Raw genomic sequence first — 24,980 nt, 5'->3', positions numbered from 1 at the left:
TCGGTTTTGGACGGCGAGTGTAAAGGGGATTGGGAATGGCGGAGCTGAAGGTGCGGACGAGGGAAACGGGCGCCATCGCGGTCGTCGGGCGGACAGGCTTCCCGCATGTGACGTCGGTCACCGGCGGCGAACTCGATATCGTCACCAGCCCGTCGCAGCCGGGCTACGGTCCGCTCGATCTCCTCTACGCTTCGCTCGCGAGCTGTCTCGTGCTGAGCGCCCGCATCGCGGCAAGCCGTTACGGGGTGCTCGACAGGCTGGCGGAAGTCTCCGCCAAGGTCACCGGCGAGAAAGCCCATGACGAGCCGTCGCGGGTCGCCCGCTTCGACATCGAATTCTCCATCAAGGGCGATTTCGACGATACCGTCCGCCACGCCATCGCCGAAGCTGCGGAAAACGAGATCTGCACCGTCAGCAACACGTTGCGCGGCAATCCCGCATTCACGAACAGGATATTGGAATAACGCGGCGGCCAATGACGGTTTCGTCAGGCGGTGGACACATCTGCGTAAGGCAGCAATTCCGGGTCGAAATCGACCTCGACGACATTGTTGAACAATGCGGTTGCGACCATGATGCCCGCAAAGGCAACGAGGTTGACCAGCGTCGCGTTATCGTAGCGCCCCTTCAATCCGTCCCAGATCTCGGCGGGAACATTGTTGGAATCCGCGACGATAGCGCGTCCGAACGCAATCAGGCATTCTTCGTCTTCGCTCGGCATAATCGAGTTGAAATCGATCCCCGCATTGGCGAAGGCGCGACGAAAGAAACCCATGGCGATGCGGGAATGCATCGCCTCGGAAATCGCGTGGCAGAGCAGCCAGGCAGCGCGGTCGTCAAGGGCAGGGCGCAACTCATCACGCAGCGTGAACCATTCCGCGTAGATGCGGTGCGCCGTCGGCGAATGAAGCAGCGTGCGCTTCATATTCGTCATCCGCCCGCGAAGGCGAAGCTCCTCGTCGTGCGCGGCGCGGATCGCATCGGACGCGGCATCATAATCGATCTGGGGAATATGGCTCACATCATTTTCTCCCGTTGGTCCGAAGCGGAGAGGCTGCATGATTTTGTCCTCAAATCGATTTCGATTTGACGAATCATGCAGTAGAAACGGTTGGTTCAAACCAGAGGTAGCACAGAATGCCGCAGCCGCGCCCCGCCTACGAGTTTAACTCCATCATTGTCCGCAAGCCTTCACAATCCGTCGTCAACGGTCTGCGCGCGGACGATCGCGGCAACCCGACCTATGAGGGGGTCGCGGCCGAACATGACGCCTATGTCACCGCAATGCGCGACGCGGGCGTCAAGGTGACGGTCCTGCCGGCACTCGAAGCCTTCCCGGATTCGATCTTCATCGAGGACCCGGCGCTGGTCTTCACCGAGGGCGCGATCCTGCTGCGCCCCGGTGCGGCGACCCGCGTCGAGGAAACCGCGGAAATCGAGCCGACACTGCGGGAAATGTTCGAGACCGTTCTCGACCTGCCGGGTACCGGCTATGCCGATGGCGGCGATGTGCTGACGACGCGCGAAAGCGTGATGATCGGCCTTTCGGCCCGCACCGACAAGACGGGTGCCCAAGCGCTCCAGGCCTGCCTCGACAAGTTCGACCGCAAGAGCGAGATCGTCGCGACGCCTGAGGGCGTTCTGCACTTCAAGACGGATTGCTCGCTGCTCGACGACGAGACCGTGCTTTCCACCGGTCGCCTGGCGCGCTCGGGTGTCTTCAAGAAGTTCAAGCAGATCATCATCCCGGAGGGTGAGGAGCCGGCGGCCAATGCGCTCCGCGTCAACGACGTCGTCATGGTCGGCTCCGACTTCCCGCGCACCATCGAGATGCTCGACAAGGCCGGTTACAAGGTCGTGCCGCTGAAGACCACAGAAATCGGCAAAATCGATGCGGGGCTCTCCTGCATGTCGCTGCGCTGGTTCAGCGATAGGATCTGACCGTCGTGCTTGCCCTCTCCCTCACGCGGGGAGGGGGACGTGCCCGCGATGCGCCGCATCCTGGGTTTCTGAGCGGATTCCAGTTGTTTCAGTCTTTCCCTTCCGCCGCTCTCGGGGAGGCGGCCGGCAGGCGGATGAGGCGAGCCGCTGAAGTCCGCTTTTAGGGCGCCGGCGACAAGTCCCCGAACACCGTCGGGATCAGTTCCGACACCGTCGGGTGGATGTGCATGGCGCGGGTAATCAGAGTATAGGGCTTCTTCGCATACATGACGTCAAGAATGCTCTGAATCGCCTCGTCGCCGCCGGTGCCGAGGATCGATGCGCCGAGAATTTCTTTCGTATCCGCGTCGACGATCACCTTCATGAAGCCCTGCGTCTCGCCCTTCTCGACGGCGCGTCCGACCCGCGTCATCGACCGTGTGCCGATCAAAAGCTTGCGGCCGCTCTTACGGGCCTCGCTCTCCGTCATGCCGGCGCGCCCGAGCGGAGGGTCGATATAGAGCGCGTAGGTTTGGATTCGCTCTGTCACCTGGCGCGGATCATTGTCGAGGAGGTTGGCGGCGACGATTTCGAAATCGTTGTAAGCCGTATGGGTAAAGGCGCCGCGGCCGTTGCAGTCACCCATCGCGAAGATATGCGGAACGCTCGAGCGCAGGAAATCGTCGACCTCGATATTGCCCCGCGCGTCGGTCTTCACGCCGGCCTTGTCGAGCCCGAGGTCGTCCGTATTCGGCCGGCGACCGGTGGCGAGCAGCACATGCGACCCGATGACTTCGGGGGCCCCTGACGTGCAATTGACGCCGGCGGCAACCCCGTCCTTGTGCTTGGCGAAACGGATGCATTCGGCATTGAGGCGAATATCGATGCCTTCCTTTTCGAGAATGTCGCGGATCGCATCGGAGACCTCCGGATCTTCGCGCCCGATCAGGCGCGGCCCCTTCTCGATGACGGTGACCTCGGAACCAAAGCGGCGGAACATCTGCGCGAATTCGAGCCCGATATAACTGCCGCCGATGATGACCAGGTGATCCGGAAGATCGGCGAGGTCCATCATCGACGTGTTGGTGAGATAGGAGACCTCGTCCACACCCGGGAAATCGGGAACGGCGGCACGCCCGCCCGTGTTGATGAAAATCTGGTCGCCGGAAATCAGCTCATCGCCGACCCGGACGTCCGTCGGGCTTTCGAAGTGCGCATGGCCCTCGATGACGGTGCAGTTCTTCATGCTCTTGAGCCAGCTTTCGACGCCCGAACGCGCATCGAGGCGCACCTTTTCCTTCCGCGCCATGACGCGGCCGAAGTCGACGGAAATGGTGCCGGTCGTCATGCCGTATTCGGCGCCGCGGCGGGCGGTGTGGATCGCATAGGCGCTGGCGACCATGGCCTTGGTCGGCATGCAGCCGGTATTGACGCAGGTGCCGCCGAAAAGCTTGCGTTCGATGAGCGCAACGGTTTTGCCGGCACCCGTCAGCCGCCCGGCGAGCGATGGTCCCGCTTGGCCGGCGCCGATGATGATTGCGTCGAAGTGCTTGCTCATGACACGGAGGACACCACCCAGAAGGCTAGCAGAATTGAAACCAGATCTTCGAGAAGGGCTACCGGCAAATCCTTGCCAATGGCCAAGCCAAGTCGCTTTCGCGCCTCGTAACCCCCGAGCGTGCCGACGACAGCCCCGATGACGCCGGCGATCGCACCGCCGACAAGTGATCCGCCCGCAGTGCCGATCACCGCGCCGCAAAAGCCGCCGCTGACGATGCGCGCGCCGAACTGCTGCGGCACCTTGCGGCTTGGCGTGCTCGGAAGCTGGTCGGTGACATATTCCACGAGTGCCAGCAGGCCGAAAATATACGGCGTGAAGCGGAAGCCCATGAAAGCCGCCCAGCTATTGGCGACGGGCAGCCAGCCGGCGGCCGCCGCGATGCTGACGGCGGCGGGCGCGGTCATGGCGCGAAGCCCCGCCACCACACCGATCAAAAGCGCGAGAATATAGACGGACATGTTTCCCCCAAAACAATTCCCATGCGCAGAGGGGAGAGTGGCTGAGAACGGTATCGATTGCAATGTCCAATCGAAGGCTGTGCATGTTAAGAGTTCAACCGCTGGTTCGCACACGCAATGCGCTCTATTTTTCGCCGAACCCTGACATATATGGAATGGCTTACCCCGACGCAGCGGAAAATCCGTGATCAAACTGCGAGACGAAATCGAGGGAGACAATCATGCGCCTGATCAAGACTGTTATCGGTACCGCTTTTGCCCTTGCGCTCACCGCCGCGGCGGCTGAGGCCGATGTCGTCGTTTCCTCAAAAATCGATACGGAAGGGGGCGTCCTCGGCAATATCATTCTCTCCGTTCTCAATGCCAACGGCATCCAGACCACGGATCGTGTTCAGCTTGGCGCGACGCCCGTCGTGCGCAAGGCGATTACCGCGGGGGAGATCGACATCTATCCGGAATATACCGGCAACGCCGCCTTCTTCTTCGAGAAGGCCGATGATCCTGCCTGGAAGGACGCTGCGAAGGCCTACGAGCAGGCCAAGAAGCTCGACTATGACGCCAACAAGATCGTCTGGCTGACGCCATCGCCGGCCAACAACACCTGGGCGATCGCGCTGCGCAAGGAGGTTGCGGACGCCAACAAGCTCAAGACGCTCTCCGACTTCGGCAAGTATGTCTCGGGCGGCGGTGAGGTTGTGCTCGCGGCCTCGTCCGAATTCGTCAACTCCGCCGCGGCGCTGCCAGCGTTCCAGACGACCTATTCCTTTACCCTGAAACCCGAGCAACTGATCACGCTTTCCGGCGGCGATACGGCGGCCACGATTGCGGCGGCTGCAAACCAGACGAACGGCGCCAATGCCGCGATGGTCTACGGTACCGACGGCGGCATCGCGCCCTCCGGTCTCGTCGTGCTCGAAGACGACAAGAGCGTCCAACCCGTCTATCAGCCCGCGCCGATCATTCGCGAAGCCGTGCTCAAGGAAAATCCGCAGATCGAGGAGCTCTTGAAACCGGTCTTCGAAAAGCTCGACCTTGTCACGCTGCAGGAGCTCAATGGCCGCGTACAGGTTGGCGGCGAGCCGGCCAAGGCCGTTGCAGAGGACTTCCTGAAGAAGAACGGCTTTCTTAAATGATGTGATGACGGGATGGCGCTTGTCCCGTCGGCCAGGCGCGCCCTCGTCCATCCAATCGGGCGGGCAACTCCAGAAGCGCCGTGGGTGATGGCATGATCCAGGGAAAGGAAGGCATGCCCCTCCGCATCGACAAGCTCGGCATCGTCATTGCCGCGCTTGCTGTCTATGGGGCGCTTCTTGCGCCGTTTGCAACATTCCGGGCCAACCGGATTGTCCAGGGCGAAGCGAAGGCAATTCTGGAGGCCCTGCCGCCATCGCTCGGATACGCGCTTCTCGCCCTTCTCGCGTTTGCCGCGGCGATTGCGTTCTTCAAGACGCCGAATCTGGTGCGAATGACCGTGGCCTTTGCGACTCTCGTCGCGCTTGGCGTTCTGATCGGAATGGCCGCCAACCATCTGACGCCGCCGGAAAACACCTATGCCCGTGTTTCGCCTGCCTCCGGGTTCTGGGTGATGGTTTTCGCCTTTTCCCTTCTGGTTGCCGACGCGCTGACGCGTCTGAACCCGGGACCCGTCATCCGGCTACTCGTCCTTGCCGCTGTTCTTGCGATCGCCGGTGCGATGCTGATTGGCGGCGGCTGGGACGGACTTTCCATGCTGAAGGAATATGCGAGCCGCGCCGACACCTTCTGGAAGGAGGCGGGCCGACACGTGACGCTCGCGCTCGGATCGCTTGCGGCAGCGACCGTGATCGGGTTGCCGCTTGGCGTGCTTTGCCATCGTGTCGAGCCGCTGCGTGCCGGTGTGTTGAATGTCCTCAACGCCATCCAGACAATTCCGTCGATCGCGCTTTTCGGTATCCTGATCGCGCCGCTCGGCTGGATCGCGATCCATGTGCCGGGTGCCGCGGCGATCGGCATTCGCGGCATCGGCGTCGCGCCCGCCTTCGTCGCGCTGTTTCTCTATTCGTTGCTGCCCGTCGTTGCCAACACGGTGGTCGGGCTCGCCGGCGTTCCGCGTGACGCCAACGACGCCGCACGCGGCATCGGCATGACCGATTGGCAGCGCCTTGCCGGCATCGAATTTCCGCTCGCCTTTCCGGTGATCCTCACGGGAATCCGCATCGTCCTCGTCCAGAACATCGGGCTTGCAACCATAGCAGCACTCATCGGCGGCGGCGGTTTTGGCGTCTTCGTCTTCCAGGGCATAGGCCAGACGGCCATGGACCTCGTGCTGCTGGGTGCCGTGCCGACTGTCGTCCTGGCTTTCGCTGCGGCGATCGTCCTCGATGCCCTGATCGAAATGACCGTAACGGACCGCAACCAAGGCAATGCCGCATGATCGAAATCGAACATGTCACCAAGCGCTATGGCGACACGACCGTCGTCAACGACGTGTCGCTGACCGTCGAACCGCACACGATAACCGTGATCGTCGGCACGTCCGGCTCAGGCAAGACGACGCTGATCAGAATGGTCAACCGATTGGTCGAGCCGACCTCGGGCACAATCAAAATCGATGGTCAGGACAATCGCGCATTGCCGGATTTCGAGCTTCGCCGCCGGATCGGCTACGCCATCCAGGGCCACGGGCTGTTTCCGCACCGCACGGTGGCACAGAACATCGCCACCGTGCCGACACTGCTCGGCTGGGACAGGAAACGCATAGACGCGAAGGTCGAGGAACTGCTGGCGCTTTTCCAGCTCGATTCTGCGGCCTTCGGCACGCGCTATCCTCATGAGCTTTCCGGCGGCCAGCAGCAGCGGGTCGGCGTGGCGCGAGCGCTTGCGGCGGAGCCGAACGTGCTGTTGATGGATGAACCCTTTGGCGCCCTCGATCCCATTATCCGCTCCAAGGCGCAGGACGACCTCGTCGCCATCCAGAAACATTTCGCCACGACCATCATTCTCGTCACCCACGACATGGAGGAGGCCTTTCATCTTGCCGACCGGATCGCCGTGATGGACAAGGGTGACGTCGTACAATACGCGACGCCGGCCGAGATGCTGGTAAGGCCGGCGACATCCTTCGTCGAAACTCTGATAGGCACCAGCGAACGGCCGTTCCGGTTGCTGGCGATCGACACGGCGGCGGATGCGGTCGAGCCGGGTGCGGCCGAGGGCGCGCCGATACCGGCGACGCTCAGCCAGCGCGAGGCGCTCTCCGAACTCTTGTGGTCCGGGCGATCCGCCGTGCCGGTTGTCGCGCCGGATGGCGCGATCCTCGGCAAGGTCAGTCTGGAAGGGCTGGCAAAACGGGCGGCGAGGCCGCGGTAATGGCGTGGCTGCCCAATCTCGGCCGGTTCTTGGTCCTGCTGCTGTTGCTTGTCTTCCTGCTGCAGCCCCTTTGGTTCGAACCCTTGCTGAGGCCGCTGGTGCAGGCAAATGCGCCGGCGATCTATAACCAGGGCAGTCTGTTCTGGCTGACGCTGCTGCATCTCCGGACGGTTTTTGTCGCAACGCTTGCCGCGACCGCCGTGGCAGTCTCCCTTGCGATCCTCGTCACGCGGAAGGCCGGTGCCGAGTTTCTGCCGCTTTCGCGCAGCCTGGTGAACATCGGCCAGACCTTTCCGCCGGTGGCAGTGCTAGCGTTGGCCGTGCCGATCTTCGGCTTCGGCGAGAAGCCGACGCTGATCGCGCTCTTCCTCTATGGCCTGCTGCCGATCTTCGAAAATGCGCTGACAGGGTTGACGACCTTGCCGCCAACGGTGATGGAGGCTGCACGCGGCGCGGGTATGACAGAGCGCCAGCGGCTGTTCAGTATCGAGCTTCCCTTGGCGCTACCGGTGATCCTGACCGGGATTCGATTGTCCGTCGTGATCAGTCTTGCCACCGCGACGATCGGTTCGACCGTTGCCGCAAAGACGCTCGGCGAAGTCATCATCGCCGGTCTGCAGTCCAACAACCTCGCCTTCGTCCTTCAAGGTGGACTGATCGTCGCGGCCCTGGCGGTGCTTATCCACGATGCGCTTCAGGCAGTCGAACGGTTTCTTTCCGGTCGGGTGCGCGCCTAGGAGCCGTCCCGCGACGGACATCACTGCTCGCAAAAGTCGTAACCCCAAAATAGATCACAGGAGCCATTTGGCATGAGCGTGAAAATGAATTTCACGTTTTGCCGAAATGTTCGATTTTTTGTTGACGCACCCAAAAATCTATCCCAGTCTACGAAAATAAATTACGCCAAAAGGCAAGGGAACAGCAACAGCATGAAAGTCGGGATAATCGGACTCGGATTCCGTCTGGGGTATCTGGGCTATGTCTTCAAGGCGATAGACGAAAGCTTCGAGATCGCCGGCTATGTCGATCCGGCGCCCGCCGGCCTTGCGACCCTTGTCGAAAAAGGCATATCCCCCGGCAGAGCCTATGCCTCGCCTGAGGAACTGATTGCCAGCGAGAAGCTCGATCTCCTGATGATCGGCTCGCCGAACCACATGCATCTCGATCATATCCGCATCGGCCTCGAGGCCGGCCTCAAGATCTTCTGCGAAAAGCCGATCGTCAGCACGATCGAGCAGAGCCTGGAGCTTGCAGGACTTCTGGCGAAGCACGGCCATGACCGGCTGATGGTCGGCCTCGTGCTCCGCTACGCGCCAATGTATCGCGATCTCCGCGCCGCCCAGGCTGCGGGAACGCTCGGCCAGATCGTTTCGATCGAGGCCGCTGAACACATCGAACCCTATCATGGCGCATTTTTCATGCGTGACTGGCGCCGCTATGGACGCTACGCCGGCAGCTTCATGCTCGAAAAATGCTGCCATGACCTCGATCTCTATAACGGCGTCGTCGGCGCCCGGCCGGAGCGCGTCGCGAGCTTCGGCGGCCGCAAGAGCTTCACCCCCGCCAACGATCCCGCCCGCGAAGGTATCAACGACCTGCAGCTCTTTCACCGCAAGCCGAGCGGGTGGCTGGGATCGGACAAGGTTTTCGACAGCGATGGCGACATCATCGACTATCAGGTTGCGATCATCGAATACGCTAACGGCGTAGCGATGAATTTCCATACCAACCTGAACGTGCCGGACCAGTTCCGCCGCTTCTGCGTGATGGGGTCGCGCGGCATGGCCGAAGGCGACTTCATCCGCGGCTATCTCGATGTCCACGAGGTGCTTTCCGGCAAGAAGGTCGTCGAGAAGAAATACGCCAAGGAGACCGCGCTCTCGCAACACTATGGCGCCGACGAGCAGATGGCGACCGACATTCTTGCCCATGTCAAGGACGGCGGCCCGCTGCCGGTTTCGCCGCTCGATGCGCTGCAGGCTGGCATCCTGGCGCTGTCCATGGACGAGGCACGGATGAAGCGGACCGTCGTCGATCTTCGCCCGCTATGGGACCGCTTCGACGAAGCGTTGCACGCCCGTGCGGCCTGAGAGGGAACGGGCATGAGTGTTCGGCGCAGCACGATCATCTTCGCCTGGATCCTGCTTCTGCCGGCTCTTCTCTATGTGTCGGTTATCGTCGCCTATCCGCTGGTGGACACATTCATCCTGTCGTTTACGGATGCTTCGCTGAAGAAGACGACCAAGTGGGTGGGCACGCTCAACTATGACAAGATCTTCAACGGCACTTTCGCGGAAGTGATCGCCCGGACGTTCGTTTGGACCTTCTTTTCCGTGTCGATCAAGATGGGGATCGGTACTTTCGGCGCCGTCATGCTGAACGCGGCGGTGCCGGGACGCGCCCTGTTTCGCGTCCTCACAATGCCGCCGTGGATCGTGCCGATGGCGATCGGCATCTTCATGTGGGGCTGGATGTACAACGGCCAGTTCGGGATGATTTCCGGCGTGCTGCAAAACTTGGGTCTGGTCGATGGTCCGGTCGCCTTCCTCGCCCACGGTTCGACGGCCTTCTGGGCAACGATCATCACCGATGTGTGGATCGGCGTGCCCCTGGTGACGCTCTATCTGCTGGCCTCGATCCAGGCGATCCCGCAGGATCTCTACGAGGCGGCATGGACCGACGGGGCCGGACGCTTCTACCGCTTTCGCCGCATCACCCTGCCGCTGCTCGTGCCGGCGATGATCACCATGTCGATGCTTTCGCTGATCGCCACCTTCAACTCGTTCGACATCATCTGGATCCTGACCCAAGGCGGCCCGAACGGCGACACCACGACGATGATCATCGACACCTATCGAACGGCCATCGGCTCAAAGAAATATGGCGAAGGTGCAGCGCGTGCCGTGGTGATCTGCATCTTCCTGTCGATCTTCTGCCTGCTCTACTTCCGCGTCACCCACCGCCTTGCCTCCGGAGAAAGCCGATGAGCCAACCGGCCCTGATCAATCGCTATCGCTGGTACGAGCTGGTCGGAATCTACGCGGGGATCTTTGTCTTCCTGAGTTTCATTCTAGCCCCCTTTGTCGAAGGCTTCCTGGTGTCGCTGAAGCCGCTCAGCCTGCTTTTTTCATCGCCCTATCGCTTCTGGCCGGAGAATGGCTCCTTCGCCGCCTACAAGACCATGTGGGTAAGCGTGCCGGGATTCGCCCGCTATATCTTCAATTCGTTCTTCATCTCCGTCATCGTCACCGCGGTCGTGCTGGCGCTGGTGGTGCCGGCTGCCTATGCATTTGCGCGCTTCAGGTTCCGCGGCAGCGGTGCGCTGCTTGCGGCTTTCCTGGCGGTCAACATGTTCTCCGGCGCGGTGCTCTTGATCCCGCTCTTCCGGCTGATGCGCAGCTTCGGCGTGCTCAACACCTATTTCGCCATGATCGTACCAGGCGTCGCCTTCCTCATTCCCTCGGCGATCTGGCTCTTGCGCACCTACATGATGCGGATCCCACGGGAACTGGACGAGGCAGCTTTCGTCGACGGCGCCAGCCACTTCTACACGCTTCGTCGGGTGATCCTGCCGATCGCCATGCCGGGCATCACGGTGGTCGCGATCACCACCTTCATCGGCTCCTATGCCCAGCAGTTCATCTTCGCGCTGACCTTCAATTCCAAGACCGAGTACATGCCGCTGCCCGTGGGCCTCTTCGCCTATTTCGGCCGGCAGGAAGTGGTCTGGAACGAGCTGATGGCCGCAAGCTTCGTCGGCATCGCGCCGGCTGTCATCGTCATTTTCTTCCTGCAACGCTATCTCGTCAGCGGCCTGACCGCCGGCGCGGTGAAACAATAAGCAACCACCAGAGAAGGGGAGTTCCATCGTGACCATTGCATACAAGACTGCCTTAACGCTTGCCTTGCTCGGATCCACAGCGCTCGGGAGCGTTTCCGCGCAGGCCGCCGACCAGGAGATCAGCTGGATCTATTGCGGCGACAAGATCGATCCGATCCACGAGAAATACATCAAGGAATGGGAAGGCAAGAACGCCGGCTGGAAGGTGGTGCCGGAAGTCGTCGGCTGGGCCCAGTGCCAGGACAAGGCGACGACGCTTGCTGCGGCCGGCACGCCAGTCGGCATGGCCTATGTGGGATCCCGCACCCTCAAGGAGTTTGCCGAGAACGATATGATCGTTCCGGTTCCGATGACCGAGGAAGAGAAGAAGAGCTACTATCCGAACATCGTCGACACCGTGACCTTCGAGGATAACCAGTGGGGCGTGCCGATCGCCTTTTCGACCAAGGCCCTCTACTGGAACAAGGACCTCTTCAAGCAGGCCGGCCTTGACCCGGAAACGCCACCGAAGACCTGGGCGGAGGAGATCGCCTTTGCGAAGCAGATCAAGGAAAAGACCGGCATTGCCGGCTATGGTCTGCCGGCCAAGACCTTCGACAACACGATGCACCAGTTCATGCACTGGGTTTACACCAACAACGGCAAGGTGATCGATGGCGATGAGATCGTCATGGACAGCCCCGAGGTCTTGGCGGCCCTGCAGGCCTACAAGGATATCGTGCCCTATTCCGTCGAGGGGGCGACAGCTTACGAGCAGAACGAAATCCGTGCCATCTTCCTTGACGGCAAGGCTGGCATGATCCAGTCGGGCTCCGGCGCCGCTGCGCTGCTCAAGGACACGAAGCTCAACTGGGGCATCGCGCCGCTGCCGCTCGGCCCTTCGGCCAAGGGTGAAGGCACGTTGCTGATCACCGACAGCCTGGCGATCTTCAAGGGTACTGGCGTCGAGGAAAAGGCGATCGAATTCGCCAAGTTCATTACATCTCCCGGTCCGCAGGGCGAATACGAGTTGCAGGGCGGTGCAGGCCTGACGCCGCTACGCCCGTCCCCCAAGGTCGATGAATTCGTCAAGGCCGACCCGTCCTGGAAGCCGTTGATCGACGGCATTGGCTATGGCGGTCCGGAGCCGCTCTTCACGGATTACAAAGGCTTTCAGAACGCAATGATCGACATGGTGCAATCGGTAGTCACGGGCAAGGCGGAGCCGGCCGATGCCTTGAAGAAGGCTGCCGGCGAAATCGAACAGTACAAGTAAGCGCGACGGAGGCCGCGGAACGCCAGCCCGCGGTCTCCGATCATTTTGGCGGCAGAGCCGCCTTGCGCCGGTGGCCGGAGACAGATTCTTGGGACAGCTCAATCTCAACAAGGTTCAGAAATTCTACGGCACCTACGAGGTGCTGAAGAGCATCGACCTCGAAGTCAGGAACGGCGAGTTCGTGGTCTTCGTCGGCCCGTCGGGCTGCGGCAAGTCCACGCTGCTCAGAATGATCGCTGGCCTCGACGAGACCACGGCGGGCGACATCGTCATCGACGGCAAGCGTGTCAACGACCTGCCGCCGGTCAAGCGCGGCATCGCCATGGTGTTCCAGTCCTATGCGCTCTATCCGCATATGACGGTGTACGAAAACATCGCCTTTCCGCTCCGCGTGGAAAAGATGCCCGAGGAGAAGCTCAAGGTCAGGGTCGAGCATGCGGCGCGCATTCTCCATCTCGACCAGCGCCTGCAACAGAAGCCCGGAATGCTTTCCGGCGGACAGCGCCAGCGCGTCGCGATTGGCCGGGCAATCGTCCGCGAGCCGAAGATCTTCCTCTTCGACGAGCCGCTGTCGAACCTTGACGCGGCCTTGCGTGCCGACATGCGCATCGAACTGGCGAAACTGCACCGGCAATTGAAGGCGACGATGATCTACGTCACGCACGATCAGGTCGAAGCGATGACGATGGCGGACCGGATCGTGGTGCTGAATGCCGGAGAGATCGCCCAGACGGGCGCGCCGCTCGAACTCTATCACAAGCCCGCCAACACCTTCGTGGCCGGCTTCATCGGCAATCCAAAAATGAACTTCCTGCCGGTCAATTGCAAGGGGGTGAGCGAAGCCGGCGTCGAGGTCGAGTACAAGGGGCAGACGGCGATCATTCCGGTCGAGCCGCGCAGCGGCATGGCCGGCGCGAGCTTGACGCTCGGCGTGCGCCCCGAGCATATCCAGATCGGTTCCGGCGACCTGACTTTGGCGGTCACACCATCGGTCATCGAGCGTCTCGGCGCGCATACGGTTGCCTATGCCTCGCTCGGCGGCGAGGGCGAGAACTATTGCGCTATGCTGCCGGGGACCGCTGCGATCCGGGCGGACGAAGAGGTCAGGACCGGCATCCGCGCTGCCGACTGCCACCTGTTCGACGAAAACGGTATCGCCTTCGAGCGTCGCGTCGAGATGACAGATATCGACATGTCGCTTCTCGATCCTGCAGCGGCCTGATCGAGTGGAGGGCGTCTGGTTGCCAGCCCGAATTCTCGGCTGAGAACGTTCCGCTTCCGTGATCTTTGCCGTAGAGTGCGGACGTCAATCTGCTCGGTGAACTCGGATCGGGAGGAAGGCATGTCGGAAACAACCGTCAACGTGCGCTACATGGTCGATGACGTCGAGGCTGCGATCGCGTGGTATACGAAACATCTGGGCTTTTCGCTTCTCTCCAACCACGCTCCCGCTTTTGCGGATGTGAAGCGGGGAGCGCTGCGGCTGCTGCTCAGTGGCCCAACGAGCTCCGCGGGGCGACCGATGCCCGACGGCGAGCGTCCTCAACCGGGCGGCTGGAACCGAATCCACCTCATCGTCGATGATCTGCCTGCCGAGGTCGCCCAATTGCGGGCCGCCGGTGTCAAGTTCCGCAATGACATCGTGAGCGGACCCGGCGGATCGCAGATCCTGCTCATCGACCCCTCCGGCAATTTCGTGGAGCTGTTTCAGCCCGCTGGTCGCTGACAGCTGTAGCGAACCAGCCTGGTTCCATCACCGACAGGGCCGCATAGTTCGCGGAGCGCCGAGGAAACCAGCGCTCCGCCAGATCTGAACGACCGGAACTCAGCCCGTTATTTGTTGCCGAGGACTTCGGAGATTGCGCCGACTGCCGCCTTGACGACGATATCGGCCTCCTCGCGCGTCAGGCAGAGTGGCGGCGCAAAGCCGAGGATGTCGCCCTGCGGCATCGCGCGGCCGAGAACGCCGCGTTCCGCCAGCGCGGTCGCCACCTTCGGGCCGATCTTTTGCGCGGGATCGAAGAACTTCCGATCGTCTCGGTCCTCGACGAACTCGATTGCCGCCACCAGGCCGTCTCCGCGCACTTCGCCGGCGTGCTTGTGGCCCGAGAGCGCCTTTGTGAGTTCGGACCGGAAATAGGCCCCGGTCGAACCGGCATTCTCGACAATACCGAGTTCGTCGATCAGTTCGAGATTGGCGATGCCGGCCGCAGCGCAGATCGGGTGGGCGGACCCGGCCTCGCAAAAAAAGCAACCACCGCGTGCAACGATCTCAATGGATTGCCCGCACTGGCCGCTGCTTCTGCGCTACTTGTCAATTAGGTGGCCTGCGGCAGCAGCGAGCCAAGCGGCAACACTGTCTCTTCCTTGACCGTCTTCGTGACGATGTAGGTGAAATAACGGTCGATGCCGAGTTCGCGCTCGAGCAATGCATCGACCAGCCGCTGGTAGGCGTCGATATCGGCGGTGACCACCTTGAGGATATAGTCGACACCGCCACCGACCGACCAGCAGGCGACGACCTCGGGGATCGTTGCGATGGCGCGCTCGAAACGCTCGAAATCCGCCTGGCGATGGTTGCCGAGCGTGACCTCCATAATGACGTTGGCGACGGGTGCCACCCGACGCACGGCGACGCGTGCGTGATAGCCGGTTACGATCCCGGCCCTTTCGAGTTTTCTCAAACGCATCCAGCATGGCGTCGGCGAAAGGCCGGCCTTTTCCGCGAGTGCCAGCTTGGTGATACGCCCATCGGCCTGGATCGCTTCCAGGATGCGCAGATCGATTGCGTCGAGTTTCATTCGGGAGGTGCCTTCCGTCGGCCTGGTCGCTTCAAACTCCGGGAAAAGACATTGGGTGTTCACTTTTGCATTGTCAATTGAGCTGATTTTCAGCACTGTTCAAATCATGACAAATTGGACGCCCGACACAACGCTCCTGCGCCGCCCGGCCTATCTCTCGCTGGCCGATCAGTTTGCCCGTGCAATTCAGGAGGGCAAGCTGCAGGACGGCGTGCGCCTGCCGACGCATCGCAAGCTCGCGGACGACCTGAAGCTCTCCGTCCAGACGGTGAGTCGCGCCTATGACGAGCTTATCCGGCGCGGCCTGATCTCCGGTGAGGTCGGCCGCGGCAGTTTCGTACAGACGCGCCCGCGCGAACCGCAACCGCCCTATCTGCCGGAGCGGCTGGGAGAGCTGATCGACCTCTCGATCCTCAAGCCCGTATGCGAGCAGCTCCATCTCGAAAAGATGCGGCAAGGCTTCGCCTGGCTCGCCGAGAACTTGCCGGCGAGTTCGGCGCTTTCGTTCCGGCCCAACATGGTGTTCCCGCGCCACCGCAACGTCGCCGCTCAATGGCTTTCACGTTGCGGTCTTGATATTTCTCCGCTCAATATCACTCTCACCAACGGCGCGACCTCGGCGATGACCGTGGCGCTGATGAGCGTGGCGCCGCCCGGCTCGACGGTTGCGACGGAGGCCATCAGCCATCATACGCTGGTGCCGCTTTCAACCTATCTCGGCATTCATCTTCAGGGCCTGCCGATCGATCACGATGGCATGATCCCGGCGGCGCTGGACGAGGCCTGCCGCAAGGGCGTAGTGCGCGCCATCTTCCTGCAGCCCTCGGTCATCAATCCCACCGCTATGCTGATGAGCGCCGAGCGGCGAGCGGCTCTCGCGGAGGTCGCCCGCAAGCATGACATCGCCATCATCGAGAACGACATTCTGGGCCCCCTGGTAGAGGAGCGGCTGCCGCCGGTCGCCGCGCTCGCGCCGGAGCGGACGCTCTATGTGACGAGCTTCACCAAAATCACCGTGCCGGGCCTCAGAATCGGCTACCTTGCGGCGCCGGACCGCTATGTTGCGGCCGTCGCCAATCGGCACCTCGTGTCGAACTGGATGGCCACCCCCTCTATCGCCGAGATCGCGACGCACTGGGTGAGCGACGGCACGGCGCTGGAACTCGTAAACTGGCAGCGCCAGGCTCTCGCCGCGCGCCACGCGATCGTCAAGGAGGCGTTTGCGCACCTCACGCACCGGACGCATCCGCAGAGCCTGCATGTCTGGCTGCCGCTGCCGGAGGGGCACTCGGAGGACGCCTTCGTTTCCCAGGCCCGCCTGCGCGGCGTCGCAATCGCGCCCGGTGCATCCTTCCGTACCGGCGACAGCGGCTGGCATCCGGCCGTCAGGATATCGCTCGGCTCGACGACCGAGCACGAATTGAAGACCGGCCTTGGCACAGTCGCGTCGTTGGCGCTTGGCGACCCGGAGGCGTTGCTGCTCGTGATCTGACGCCGATGCCTACGCTTTGTGCATCGACGGAATAATTGTCATGATATTATTATTAACATTGACATGATTTTGGAACCAGACCATCGTTAGGACATTACCTGTCTCAAAGGGAGAGAGACGCGCATGGCCGAACCGATCATCCGCATCGACAACATCGTCAAGAAATTCGGTCCCCTGACCGTGCTCGACGGGCTGTCGATGGAGGTGATGCCGGGCGAGAAGCTCGCGCTCATCGGTCCGTCAGGGTCTGGCAAGACGACGATCCTTCGCATTCTGATGACGCTGGAAACGATCAGCGGCGGCTTCATCCAGATCGACGGCGAGCAGCTCTACCACGTGAAGAAGGCGGGTAGCCTTGTCCCGGCCGACGAGCGGCATCTTCACAAGATGCGCGAGAAGATCGGCATGGTCTTCCAGCACTTCAACCTGTTTCCCCACAAATGCGTGCTCGATAATGTCACGCTCGCGCCGATGCTGACCAAGGGGATCGCGCGCAGCGCGGCGGAAAAGCGGGCGATGGAGCTTCTCGACATGGTCGGCTTGGCCGACAAGGCGAAGAGCATGCCGGCGCAGCTTTCCGGCGGGCAGAAGCAGCGCGTGGCTATCGCACGGGCACTGGCGCTCTCGCCGAAGATCATGCTGTTTGACGAGGTGACCTCGGCGCTGGATCCCGAGCTCGTTGAGGAAGTCCTGAACGTCATGCGCAAGCTCGCCGCCGAGACCGACATGACGATGCTGCTCGTCACCCACGAGATGGGTTTCGCCCATGACTTTGCCGATCGCGTGCTCTTCTTCGATCGCGGCAAGATCGTCGAGGAGGGCAAGCCCGACCACATTTTCCGCAACCCGACACAGGAACGCACGCAGACCTTCCTGCGCAAAATCATAGCGGCAGGGCACCGCGTCTAAGCCTTACGGCCGACATTGCCTCAAACAAACAGCAAGAGAACGACAGAGGAGTTGGGAACGATGAAATTGAGAGCATGGATGGCAATGGCGGCCGGCGCCACAGCTTTGATGGCAGTTGCCGCAGCCACGCCCGCTTCGGCGGATGAGAACAAGCTGGAGGAACTGAAGGAACAAGGCTACGCGCGCATCGCGATCGCCAACGAGCCGCCCTTTACGGCAGTCGGAGCCGACGGCAAGGTCTCCGGCGCCGCGCCGGATGTCGCCCGCGAAATCTTCAAGCGGCTTGGCGTTCCGGATGTTGTCGCGTCCATCTCCGAGTATGGCGCGATGATCCCGGGCCTGCAGGCGGGACGTCACGATGCGATCACCGCCGGCCTCTTCATGAAGCCGGAGCGCTGCGCCGCTGTCGCCTATTCCCAGCCGATCCTCTGCGATGCCGAGGCCTTTGCACTCAAGAAGGGCAATCCGTTGAAGCTCAACAGCTACAAGGACATCGCCGACAATCCGGATGCGAAGATCGGCGCTCCCGGCGGCGGCACCGAAGAGAAGCTGGCGCTCGAAGCGGGCGTGCCGCGCGATCGTGTCATCGTCGTGCCGGATGGGCAGAGCGGTTTGAAGATGCTGCAGGACGGACGCATCGACGTCTATTCGCTGCCGGTACTGTCGATCCACGATCTGGTTTCGAAGGCCAGCGACCCAAACATCGAAGTGGTGGCGCCCGTCGAAGGCGCGCCGGTCTACTGCGATGGTGCCGCCTTCAGGAAGGGCGACGAGGCGCTCCGCGACGCCTTCGACGTCGAACTCGCCAAGATGAAGGAATCCGGCGAGTTCGCCAAGATCATCGAGCCCTACGGCTTCTCGGCCAAGGCGGCGATGTCAACCACGCGCGAGAAGCTCTGCGCCGCGAAATAGCCCGGAGCCGATCCCCAAGAATTGCCTTCTCTCCGCATTTCGCGGAGGGAAGGCACGACGTGGCGCACACAAGCGAAACCCACTCCGACTGGAATTATTGAACGATGATCGACTGGTCCGGCTATATCGGATTGATCCTGCAGGGCGCATGGGTGACCGTTGAACTGACCCTGATGGGCTCGGCGCTCGCCGTCGTGGTCGCCTTTGCGGCCGGGCTCGGGCGTGTCAGCCGCTTCATGGCCGTGCGTGCGCTTGCCACGAGCTATATCGAGTTCTTCCGCGGCACCTCGATATTCGTCCAGCTCTTCTGGGTCTATTTCGTCCTGCCCTTCGCCGGGATCACGCTGACGCCCTTGCAGGCCGGAGTACTGGCGCTCGGCCTTAATGTCGGGGCCTATGGCGCGGAGGTTGTCCGGGGTGCGGTGAAGGCGATCGGCCGCGAGCAGCGCGAGGCATGCATTGCGCTCAATCTCACGCGCTTTCAAGCGATGCGTCACATCATCCTGCCGCAGGCCTTGCCGCTGATGCTGCCGACCTTCGGCAACAACGCCATCGAGCTTTTGAAGGGAACCGCCGTCGTGTCGCTGATCTCGCTCACCGACATGACCTTCCAGGCGCAGGTAGTGCGGGCGCAAACCGGCAGCACGCTGATCCCGTTCGCCACCATTCTGGTGCTCTATTTCGTCATGGCCTGGCTGATCTCGCTCGGCATGCGCTGGCTGGAACGGCGCGTGACCCGTGGTCTCGACGGTGTGAGGGCTTGACCATGGAATGGGATTGGGAATTCGTCCGTCAGATCACGCCGACCCTCATCGAGGGGCTGCAGATCACCATCCTCGCCACCATTCTCGGCGCTGCCGTTGCCGCCGTGATCGGGCTCGCCTTCGCCATCCTGCGCATGACGGCCCCGGCGCCGATCGCCCGCGCCACCGGCTTTGCCGTGGAGTTCATTCGCGGCACGCCGCTTCTGGTGCAGCTCTATTTCATCTTCTACGTCCTGCCGGACATCGGCATCCGCCTGCCGGCCCTGGTCGCCGGCGTCATCGGCCTCGGCATTCACTACGGCACCTATGCCGCCGAGGTCTACCGCGCCGGCATCGAGAACGTCCCGCGCGGGCAGTGGGAAGCCGCCAAGGCGACGAACCTTACGGCGCGCCAGACTTGGATCCACGTGATTCTGCCGCAGGCGATCCCGCCGATGATCCCGGCGCTGGCCAACTACCTAATCGCCATGTTCAAGGAGACGCCGCTGCTTTCGGCAATCACGGTGCTCGAACTGATGAACCAGGCAAAGAGCATCGCCAACAGCAACTATCGCTACATCGAGCCGATGACGCTGGTCGGCGTGTTCTTCCTGATCATAAGCCTGATCTCCGTCTTCTTCCTGCGCTGGCTGGAAGGGCGCTACGCTCGGGTGGACGAACGCTGATGGCGAACCCAGTCACCATTTCGCTCGCATCGCAGGAGCCGCGCCTTGACGACCGGCCGCTCGACAAGCGCGTTGGCCTCATCATCCTCGCTACGGACCACACGACGGAGGTAGACTTCCAGCGTCTGGTCGCGTCCGAGCAGATTGGCGTCTATGTCGCGCGCATCCCCTATGCCAATCCGGTCACGTGGGAAAATCTCCGGGCGATGCAGCCGTCGCTGACGGCGGCCGCCGCATTGATCCTGCCGGAGGAGACGCTTGACGTCGTGATGTATTCCTGCACGTCGGCTTCCGTGGTCATTGGCGACGAACAGGTAGCGGCCGCGATAAAGGTCGCCAAGCCGGAAGCGGCCGTGGTTACGCCGACGGCTGCCTCGGTCAAGGGCTTGCGCGCCTTGGACGCGAGGAGAATTTCGGTTCTCACCCCTTACACGATCGAGACCAGCCGACCGATGGCGGACTATTTCACCGGCCTCGGCTTCGCGATCGACAGGTTCACCTGTCTAGGGCTCACCGATGACCGGGAGATGGCTCGGATTGCGCCTGAGGAGATCGTGGCCTTCGCGAAGGAAGCGACGGCACCGGAATCCGACGCCCTTTTCATTTCCTGCACCGCCGTGCGGGCGGCGGGCGTCATTGCCGAAATCGAGGCGGCGATCGGCAGGCCCGTCGTTAGCAGCAATTACGCTACAGCCTGGGCTTGCCTGCGCCTCTGTGGCGACGGGAAGGCGCGGCCGCAGCTCGGGCAACTCATGGGGCTGCCGCTTAAGGGGGAATGGCCATGAGTGCCTCTCTTCCGGTGACGATAGACGACATCGAGGTGGCGGCACGGCGGATTTCCGGCCGCGTGCTGACGACACCGCTCGTTGCCTCGGCAGCGCTGAGCCAGCTCTGCGGAGTGCCCGTCGGCCTCAAGCTCGAGCATCACCAGACGACTGGCAGCTTCAAGCTGCGCGGCGCGACCAATGCGGTGCTTTCGCTTTCTGCCGGCGACCGGGCGCTCGGCGTAATCGCGGCCTCGACCGGTAATCACGGCCGGGCACTTGCCCATGCTGCAAAGGTGGAAGGCTCGGTCGCGACGATCTGCATGTCGCACCTGGTGCCGGTGAACAAGGTCTCCGAGATCAGACGCCTTGGCGCCCATGTGCGGATTGTCGGCAGGTCTCAGGACGAAGCGCAGGAAGAGGTCGAGCGGCTTGTTGCGGAACAAGGTCTCGTGATGGTGCCGCCCTTCGACCATCCGGCGATCGTCGCAGGGCAGGGAACGCTCGGACTTGAGATCGTCGCGCAGATGCCGGACGTTGCCGTGGTGCTTGTGCCGGTTTCGGGCGGCGGGCTCGCGGCCGGGGTGGCGGCAGCCGTCAAAACGCGCAGGCCGGCAACGCGGGTAATCGGGCTGACGATGGAGCGCGGCGCGGCGATGATGGCGAGCCTCGCCGCCGGCAAGCCCGTGCACGTCGAGGAACGGCCGAGCCTTGCGGATTCGCTCGGCGGCGGCATCGGGCTCGACAATCGCGTGACATTCCGCATGTGCCGGGAGCTCCTCGACGACGTCGTCCTCGTGACGGAGGCGGAAATCGCCGCCGGCATGCGCCACGCCTATGCTGAAGAGCGCGAGGTCGTGGAGGGAGCCGGCGCGGTCGCCATTGCGGCGCTTCTCTCCGGCAAGATCAAGGACATCGAGGGTCCGATCGCGGTCATTCTCTCCGGCCGCAATATCGACATGGACCTGCACCTCAGCGTGATGAATGGCGAAACGGACCCGTTTCCCGAGGAGGCGGTATGACGCGGATGACGATTCTCACCGAGGCGGAGCTGCGCCGGATCGTGCCGCTCGATCGCGAGGCGGTCGCCTGCGTCCAGGAGGCGTTCCATGCACTCGCTACCAAAGCGGTGCCGATGCCCACGCTGCGGAGGCTGGATATTGCGGAGCAGCGCGGCGAGGTCGACGTGAAGACGGCCTATGTTCCAGGGCTCGACGGCTTTGCGATCAAGATCAGCCCGGGTTTCTTCGACAATCCGAAGGTCGGCCTGCCGAGCACAAACGGTATGATGGTGCTTCTGTCGAGCCGCACCGGGCTGGTACAGGCGCTGTTGCTCGACAACGGCTATTTGACGGACGTACGCACCGCGGCGGCCGGGGCGGTCGCAGCCAAACACCTGTCGCGCGAAGAGTCCTCGGTCGCCGCGATCTTCGGCGCCGGCATGCAGGCGAGGCTGCAGCTCGAAGCGCTCACCCTCGTCCGCCCGATCCGTGAGGCGCGGCTTTGGGCGCGCGATGCGGCGAAGGCCGAAGCGGCGGCCAGCGCGCTTGCGGGCAAGCTCGGGATTTCGGTGAAGGCGGAGCGCGAGCCGAACATCGCGATTTCGGGTGCCGACATCATTGTGACCACCACCCCGTCGGAGGCGCCGATCCTCAAGGCCGAATGGCTTAGGCCCGGCCAGCATGTGACCGCGATGGGATCGGACGCCGAACACAAGAACGAGCTCGACCCGCAGGCGATCGCCCGGGCCACCTATGTCGCCGACAGTCTGAAACAGACGCGCCGCCTCGGCGAATTGCATCACGCAATTGCCGCCGGGCTCGTCGCTCCGGATGCCGAATTCGCGGAACTCGGTCAGGTCATCGCAGGACAAAAGGCCGGGCGAACGCGCGCCGAAGAAATCACCATTGCCGACCTGACCGGCACCGGCATTCAGGACACCGCCATTGCCACGCTCGCGCTTGCGCGAGCCGACGCCGCAAGTGCGGGTACGACATTCGAAAGTTGAGACCGGCAGTGCCGGATAAAACGAGGAAGAAACATGACCCAACCCAACCTCAAATTCTCCCTTGGGGAATATGAAGCGCGCCTCAAAAAGACGCGCCAGGCCATGGAGGCGAAGGGCGTCGACCTCCTGATCGTGAGCGACCCGTCCAACATGGCCTGGCTCACCGGCTATGACGGCTGGTCATTCTATGTCCACCAGGCGGTGATCGTGCCGCCCTCGGGCGAGCCGATCTGGTTCGGCCGCGGGCAGGACGCCAACGGCGCCAAGTTGACCGCCTATCTGAGCCACGACAGCATCATCGGCTATCCCGACCACTACGTGCAGTCCACCGAACGCCATCCGATGGATTACCTCTCCGGCATTCTCGCCGACCGCGGCTGGGGGTCGCTCAGGATCGGCGTCGAGATGGACAATTACTGGTTCTCGGCTGCCGCCTTCGCCTCGCTGCAGAAGCATCTGCCGAATGCGCGCTTCGTCGACGCGACGGCACTCGTCAACTGGCAGCGCGCGGTCAAGAGCGAGACGGAAATCAAGTACATGCGCAATGCGGCCCGCATCGTCGAGGCCATGCATCAGCGCATCTTCGACAAGATCGAAGTGGGCATGCGCAAATGCGATCTCGTTGCGGAAATCTATGACGCCGGCACGCGCGGGGTTGACGGGATCGGCGGCGACTATCCGGCGATCGTGCCGCTGCTGCCCTCGGGCGTGGAAGCGTCCGCGCCGCACCTGACCTGGGACGATCGGCCGATGAAGAGCGGCGAGGGCACCTTCTTCGAGATCGCCGGCTGCTACAACCGCTATCACCTGCCGCTGTCGCGCACGGTCTTCCTAGGCAAGCCGACCCAAGCCTTCCTCGACGCCGAAAAGGCGACCCTCGAAGGAATGGAGGCCGGCCTCGCCGTGGCAAAGCCCGGCAATACCTGCGAGGACATAGCCAACGCCTTCTTCGCGGTCCTGAAGAAATACGGCATCGTCAAGGACAACCGCACCGGCTATCCGATCGGGCTTTCCTATCCGCCCGACTGGGGCGAGCGCACGATGAGCCTGCGTCCCGGTGACAGGACGGAACTCAAGCCGGGCATGACCTTCCACTTCATGACAGGGCTTTGGCTCGAGGACATGGGCTTCGAGACGACCGAGAGCATTCTCATCACGGAAACCGGCGTCGAGTGCCTAGCCTCCGTGCCCCGCAAGCTGATGGTCAAGGACTGAGCCGTGAGAGAGCAGCATCTGCGGCCGTCTCCGATCAGCGCGACGGTCGATTTCGAAGCCAACGGCACCCAGCACGGTTTCCTGCGCCTGCCCTACAGCCGCGACGATTCAGCCTGGGGTTCGGTGATGATCCCGGTGACCGTCATCAAGAACGGGGAGGGCCCGACCGCCCTCCTGACCGGCGGCAATCACGGCGATGAATATGAAGGGCCTGTCGCGCTCTTCGATCTGGCGCGGACGCTCGACGCCAAAGAGGTTCAGGGTAGGGTGATCATCGTGCCGGCGATGAATTATCCGGCGTTCCTGGGCGGGGCGCGCACTTCCCCCATCGACAAGGGCAACTTGAACCGCAGCTTCCCGGGCCGGCCGGACGGCACAGTGACCGAGAAGATCGCGGACTACTTCCAGCGGGTTCTGCTGCCGCTCGCTGACGTCGTGCTCGACTTCCACTCGGGCGGCAAGACCCTCGACTTCCTGCCGTTCTGCGCTGCCCACATCCTTGCCGACAAGGTGCAGGAGGCAAAGGCCTTCGACTACGTGAAGGCTTTCGGCGCGCCCTGGTCGATGAAGATGCTGGAGATCGACGCCGTCGGCATGTACGACACGGCCGCCGAAGAAATGGGCAAGATCTTCATCACGACGGAGCTCGGCGGCGGCGGCTCCGCGACGGCAAAAAGCGTCGGGATTGCCAAACGCGGGGTTCGCAATGTCCTCACGCATGCGGGAATCATCAACGGTGACGTTGACACATCGCCGACAGAATGGCTGGACATGCCGGACGGCGACTGTTTTGCTTTCGCCGAGGAAACCGGGCTTGTCGAATTTCTGGCCGACCTCGGCGATGTGGTCCAGCGTGGCTCCGTGATCGCGCGTGTTTACCCGACCGGACGTACCGGCGCAGAGCCGATCGAGGTACACGCCAGGATGGACGGGATCTTCATCGCACGCCACTACCCGGGGCTGATCAAGGCGGGCGATTGCTGTGCGGTGCTGGCGGTCAGGGTCTAACCGAGCTCTTCCACTGGCTGGGAATGCGTGCCGCTGGCGCGGGACTCCTCGTCCCGCGC

Annotated in this window: 26 protein-coding genes and 1 pseudogene; 22 read left to right on the top strand and 5 right to left on the bottom strand. The window is 62.6% G+C overall.

The window, feature by feature from the left end:
• The first annotated feature begins 35 nt into the window (after nt 1-35).
• On the top strand, nt 36-464 hold the full coding sequence (locus QN219_RS14970; protein ID WP_284000500.1) for an OsmC family protein: 429 nt from the start codon (nt 36-38) through the stop codon (nt 462-464).
• A gap of 23 nt (nt 465-487) precedes the next feature.
• Here QN219_RS14970 and QN219_RS14965 read toward each other — a convergent pair whose 3' ends face one another.
• A complete protein-coding gene (locus QN219_RS14965; protein WP_284000499.1) occupies nt 488-1,021 on the bottom strand; it encodes a hypothetical protein in 534 nt (177 codons plus the stop codon).
• Between the two features lie 116 nt (nt 1,022-1,137).
• Between QN219_RS14965 and QN219_RS14960 the strand changes: the two genes are divergently transcribed.
• Complete coding sequence (locus QN219_RS14960; RefSeq protein WP_284000498.1) at nt 1,138-1,941, top strand: dimethylarginine dimethylaminohydrolase family protein; 804 nt, start codon at nt 1,138-1,140, stop codon at nt 1,939-1,941.
• Nucleotides 1,942-2,101: 160 nt separating this feature from the next.
• On the opposite strand, the gene QN219_RS14955 is transcribed toward QN219_RS14960, so the two are convergent.
• Together QN219_RS14955 and QN219_RS14950 are read right to left on the bottom strand one after the other, a co-directional pair.
• Complete coding sequence (locus QN219_RS14955; RefSeq protein WP_284000496.1) at nt 2,102-3,478, bottom strand: FAD-containing oxidoreductase; 1,377 nt, start codon at nt 3,476-3,478, stop codon at nt 2,102-2,104.
• The gene (locus QN219_RS14950; RefSeq protein WP_284000495.1) at nt 3,475-3,939 is read right to left on the bottom strand and encodes a DUF4126 domain-containing protein; all 465 of its coding nucleotides are present in this window, start codon (nt 3,937-3,939) and stop codon (nt 3,475-3,477) included. The genes QN219_RS14955 and QN219_RS14950 overlap by 4 nt, the downstream gene beginning before the upstream one ends.
• Nucleotides 3,940-4,160: 221 nt before the next feature.
• Between QN219_RS14950 and QN219_RS14945 the strand changes: the two genes are divergently transcribed.
• From QN219_RS14945 to QN219_RS14900, 10 genes are all read left to right on the top strand, one after another.
• Entirely contained in the window at nt 4,161-5,072 is a 912-nt protein-coding gene (locus tag QN219_RS14945; RefSeq protein WP_284000494.1) for an ABC transporter substrate-binding protein, read from the top strand.
• 80 nt (nt 5,073-5,152) lie between these two features.
• Nucleotides 5,153-6,352: an ABC transporter permease gene (locus QN219_RS14940; protein ID WP_284000493.1), complete on the top strand. Its 1,200-nt coding sequence runs from the start codon at nt 5,153-5,155 to the stop codon at nt 6,350-6,352.
• The gene (locus QN219_RS14935) at nt 6,349-7,287 is read left to right on the top strand and encodes an ABC transporter ATP-binding protein (RefSeq protein WP_284000492.1); all 939 of its coding nucleotides are present in this window, start codon (nt 6,349-6,351) and stop codon (nt 7,285-7,287) included. Before QN219_RS14940 ends, QN219_RS14935 begins: the two co-directional genes overlap by 4 nt.
• On the top strand, nt 7,287-8,024 hold the full coding sequence (locus QN219_RS14930; protein ID WP_284000491.1) for an ABC transporter permease: 738 nt from the start codon (nt 7,287-7,289) through the stop codon (nt 8,022-8,024). Before QN219_RS14935 ends, QN219_RS14930 begins: the two co-directional genes overlap by 1 nt.
• A 192-nt stretch (nt 8,025-8,216) precedes the next feature.
• Nucleotides 8,217-9,377, top strand: a complete 1,161-nt coding sequence (locus QN219_RS14925) for a Gfo/Idh/MocA family oxidoreductase (RefSeq protein WP_284000490.1) — start codon at nt 8,217-8,219, stop codon at nt 9,375-9,377.
• Nucleotides 9,378-9,389: 12 nt separating this feature from the next.
• Nucleotides 9,390-10,274, top strand: a complete 885-nt coding sequence (locus tag QN219_RS14920; protein ID WP_284000489.1) for a sugar ABC transporter permease — start codon at nt 9,390-9,392, stop codon at nt 10,272-10,274.
• On the top strand, nt 10,271-11,128 hold the full coding sequence (locus tag QN219_RS14915) for a carbohydrate ABC transporter permease (RefSeq protein WP_284000488.1): 858 nt from the start codon (nt 10,271-10,273) through the stop codon (nt 11,126-11,128). Before QN219_RS14920 ends, QN219_RS14915 begins: the two co-directional genes overlap by 4 nt.
• 28 nt (nt 11,129-11,156) lie before the next feature.
• Complete coding sequence (locus QN219_RS14910) at nt 11,157-12,383, top strand: extracellular solute-binding protein (protein ID WP_284000487.1); 1,227 nt, start codon at nt 11,157-11,159, stop codon at nt 12,381-12,383.
• A gap of 88 nt (nt 12,384-12,471) precedes the next feature.
• Entirely contained in the window at nt 12,472-13,605 is a 1,134-nt protein-coding gene (locus tag QN219_RS14905) for a sn-glycerol-3-phosphate ABC transporter ATP-binding protein UgpC (RefSeq protein WP_284000486.1), read from the top strand.
• A 120-nt stretch (nt 13,606-13,725) separates the two neighbouring features.
• Nucleotides 13,726-14,109: a VOC family protein gene (locus QN219_RS14900; protein WP_284000485.1), complete on the top strand. Its 384-nt coding sequence runs from the start codon at nt 13,726-13,728 to the stop codon at nt 14,107-14,109.
• Between the two features lie 107 nt (nt 14,110-14,216).
• Here QN219_RS14900 and QN219_RS14895 read toward each other — a convergent pair.
• Both QN219_RS14895 and QN219_RS14890 read right to left on the bottom strand, forming a co-directional pair.
• Nucleotides 14,217-14,615, bottom strand: a pseudogene (locus QN219_RS14895) (aminotransferase class III-fold pyridoxal phosphate-dependent enzyme); the annotation flags it as partial.
• A gap of 86 nt (nt 14,616-14,701) precedes the next feature.
• Nucleotides 14,702-15,184 carry an Lrp/AsnC family transcriptional regulator gene (locus tag QN219_RS14890; protein WP_284000484.1) on the bottom strand — a complete coding sequence of 161 codons (483 nt, stop codon included), beginning with the start codon at nt 15,182-15,184 and terminating at the stop codon, nt 14,702-14,704.
• A gap of 106 nt (nt 15,185-15,290) precedes the next feature.
• Here QN219_RS14890 and QN219_RS14885 point away from each other — a divergent pair, with 106 nt between their 5' ends.
• The 10 genes from QN219_RS14885 (at nt 15,291) to doeB (ending at nt 24,921) form a co-directional block, all read left to right on the top strand.
• On the top strand, nt 15,291-16,676 hold the full coding sequence (locus QN219_RS14885) for a PLP-dependent aminotransferase family protein (RefSeq protein ID WP_284000483.1): 1,386 nt from the start codon (nt 15,291-15,293) through the stop codon (nt 16,674-16,676).
• Between the two features lie 123 nt (nt 16,677-16,799).
• Complete coding sequence (gene ehuA / locus QN219_RS14880; protein WP_284000482.1) at nt 16,800-17,585, top strand: ectoine/hydroxyectoine ABC transporter ATP-binding protein EhuA; 786 nt, start codon at nt 16,800-16,802, stop codon at nt 17,583-17,585.
• A 60-nt stretch (nt 17,586-17,645) separates the two neighbouring features.
• Entirely contained in the window at nt 17,646-18,497 is an 852-nt protein-coding gene (gene ehuB / locus QN219_RS14875) for an ectoine/hydroxyectoine ABC transporter substrate-binding protein EhuB (protein WP_284000481.1), read from the top strand.
• A 104-nt stretch (nt 18,498-18,601) separates the two neighbouring features.
• Complete coding sequence (gene ehuC / locus QN219_RS14870; RefSeq protein ID WP_284000480.1) at nt 18,602-19,261, top strand: ectoine/hydroxyectoine ABC transporter permease subunit EhuC; 660 nt, start codon at nt 18,602-18,604, stop codon at nt 19,259-19,261.
• 2 nt (nt 19,262-19,263) lie between these two features.
• The gene (gene ehuD, locus QN219_RS14865; protein ID WP_284000479.1) at nt 19,264-19,926 is read left to right on the top strand and encodes an ectoine/hydroxyectoine ABC transporter permease subunit EhuD; all 663 of its coding nucleotides are present in this window, start codon (nt 19,264-19,266) and stop codon (nt 19,924-19,926) included.
• A complete protein-coding gene (gene eutA, locus QN219_RS14860) occupies nt 19,926-20,711 on the top strand; it encodes an ectoine utilization protein EutA (protein WP_284000478.1) in 786 nt (261 codons plus the stop codon). The genes ehuD and eutA overlap by 1 nt, the downstream gene beginning before the upstream one ends.
• Nucleotides 20,708-21,712: a hydroxyectoine utilization dehydratase EutB gene (gene eutB / locus QN219_RS14855; protein ID WP_284000477.1), complete on the top strand. Its 1,005-nt coding sequence runs from the start codon at nt 20,708-20,710 to the stop codon at nt 21,710-21,712. Before eutA ends, eutB begins: the two co-directional genes overlap by 4 nt.
• Nucleotides 21,709-22,698 (top strand): ectoine utilization protein EutC, encoded by a 990-nt coding sequence (gene eutC / locus QN219_RS14850; RefSeq protein WP_284000476.1) that lies wholly within the window; start codon nt 21,709-21,711, stop codon nt 22,696-22,698. The genes eutB and eutC overlap by 4 nt, the downstream gene beginning before the upstream one ends.
• Nucleotides 22,699-22,731: 33 nt before the next feature.
• Nucleotides 22,732-23,913 (top strand): ectoine hydrolase DoeA, encoded by a 1,182-nt coding sequence (gene doeA, locus QN219_RS14845; RefSeq protein ID WP_284000475.1) that lies wholly within the window; start codon nt 22,732-22,734, stop codon nt 23,911-23,913.
• Nucleotides 23,914-23,916: 3 nt separating this feature from the next.
• On the top strand, nt 23,917-24,921 hold the full coding sequence (gene doeB, locus QN219_RS14840; RefSeq protein ID WP_284000474.1) for a N(2)-acetyl-L-2,4-diaminobutanoate deacetylase DoeB: 1,005 nt from the start codon (nt 23,917-23,919) through the stop codon (nt 24,919-24,921).
• Nucleotides 24,922-24,980: the final 59 nt, after the last annotated feature.

Origin of the sequence: Sinorhizobium sp. 8-89 (assembly GCF_030124325.1) — a bacterium.
Classification (GTDB): Bacteria; Pseudomonadota; Alphaproteobacteria; order Rhizobiales; family Rhizobiaceae; genus Sinorhizobium.
This window is presented reverse-complemented; position numbering and strand designations above follow the sequence as displayed.

Bases quoted from the DNA above. Each gene is read 5' to 3' on its own strand.
- QN219_RS14970 (WP_284000500.1), top strand. From the start codon at position 36: ATGGCGGAGCTGAAGGTGCGGACGAGGGAAACGGGCGCCATCGCGGTC.
- QN219_RS14960 (WP_284000498.1), top strand. From the start codon at position 1,138: ATGCCGCAGCCGCGCCCCGCCTACGAGTTTAACTCCATCATTGTCCGC.
- QN219_RS14955 (WP_284000496.1), bottom strand. From the start codon at position 3,478: ATGAGCAAGCACTTCGACGCAATCATCATCGGCGCCGGCCAAGCGGGA.
- QN219_RS14950 (WP_284000495.1), bottom strand. From the start codon at position 3,939: ATGTCCGTCTATATTCTCGCGCTTTTGATCGGTGTGGTGGCGGGGCTT.
- QN219_RS14945 (WP_284000494.1), top strand. From the start codon at position 4,161: ATGCGCCTGATCAAGACTGTTATCGGTACCGCTTTTGCCCTTGCGCTC.
- QN219_RS14935 (WP_284000492.1), top strand. From the start codon at position 6,349: ATGATCGAAATCGAACATGTCACCAAGCGCTATGGCGACACGACCGTC.
- QN219_RS14930 (WP_284000491.1), top strand. From the start codon at position 7,287: ATGGCGTGGCTGCCCAATCTCGGCCGGTTCTTGGTCCTGCTGCTGTTG.
- QN219_RS14925 (WP_284000490.1), top strand. From the start codon at position 8,217: ATGAAAGTCGGGATAATCGGACTCGGATTCCGTCTGGGGTATCTGGGC.
- QN219_RS14920 (WP_284000489.1), top strand. From the start codon at position 9,390: ATGAGTGTTCGGCGCAGCACGATCATCTTCGCCTGGATCCTGCTTCTG.
- QN219_RS14915 (WP_284000488.1), top strand. From the start codon at position 10,271: ATGAGCCAACCGGCCCTGATCAATCGCTATCGCTGGTACGAGCTGGTC.
- QN219_RS14900 (WP_284000485.1), top strand. From the start codon at position 13,726: ATGTCGGAAACAACCGTCAACGTGCGCTACATGGTCGATGACGTCGAG.
- QN219_RS14890 (WP_284000484.1), bottom strand. From the start codon at position 15,184: ATGAAACTCGACGCAATCGATCTGCGCATCCTGGAAGCGATCCAGGCC.
- QN219_RS14885 (WP_284000483.1), top strand. From the start codon at position 15,291: ATGACAAATTGGACGCCCGACACAACGCTCCTGCGCCGCCCGGCCTAT.
- ehuA (WP_284000482.1), top strand. From the start codon at position 16,800: ATGGCCGAACCGATCATCCGCATCGACAACATCGTCAAGAAATTCGGT.
- ehuB (WP_284000481.1), top strand. From the start codon at position 17,646: ATGAAATTGAGAGCATGGATGGCAATGGCGGCCGGCGCCACAGCTTTG.
- ehuC (WP_284000480.1), top strand. From the start codon at position 18,602: ATGATCGACTGGTCCGGCTATATCGGATTGATCCTGCAGGGCGCATGG.
- ehuD (WP_284000479.1), top strand. From the start codon at position 19,264: ATGGAATGGGATTGGGAATTCGTCCGTCAGATCACGCCGACCCTCATC.
- eutA (WP_284000478.1), top strand. From the start codon at position 19,926: ATGGCGAACCCAGTCACCATTTCGCTCGCATCGCAGGAGCCGCGCCTT.
- eutB (WP_284000477.1), top strand. From the start codon at position 20,708: ATGAGTGCCTCTCTTCCGGTGACGATAGACGACATCGAGGTGGCGGCA.
- eutC (WP_284000476.1), top strand. From the start codon at position 21,709: ATGACGCGGATGACGATTCTCACCGAGGCGGAGCTGCGCCGGATCGTG.
- doeA (WP_284000475.1), top strand. From the start codon at position 22,732: ATGACCCAACCCAACCTCAAATTCTCCCTTGGGGAATATGAAGCGCGC.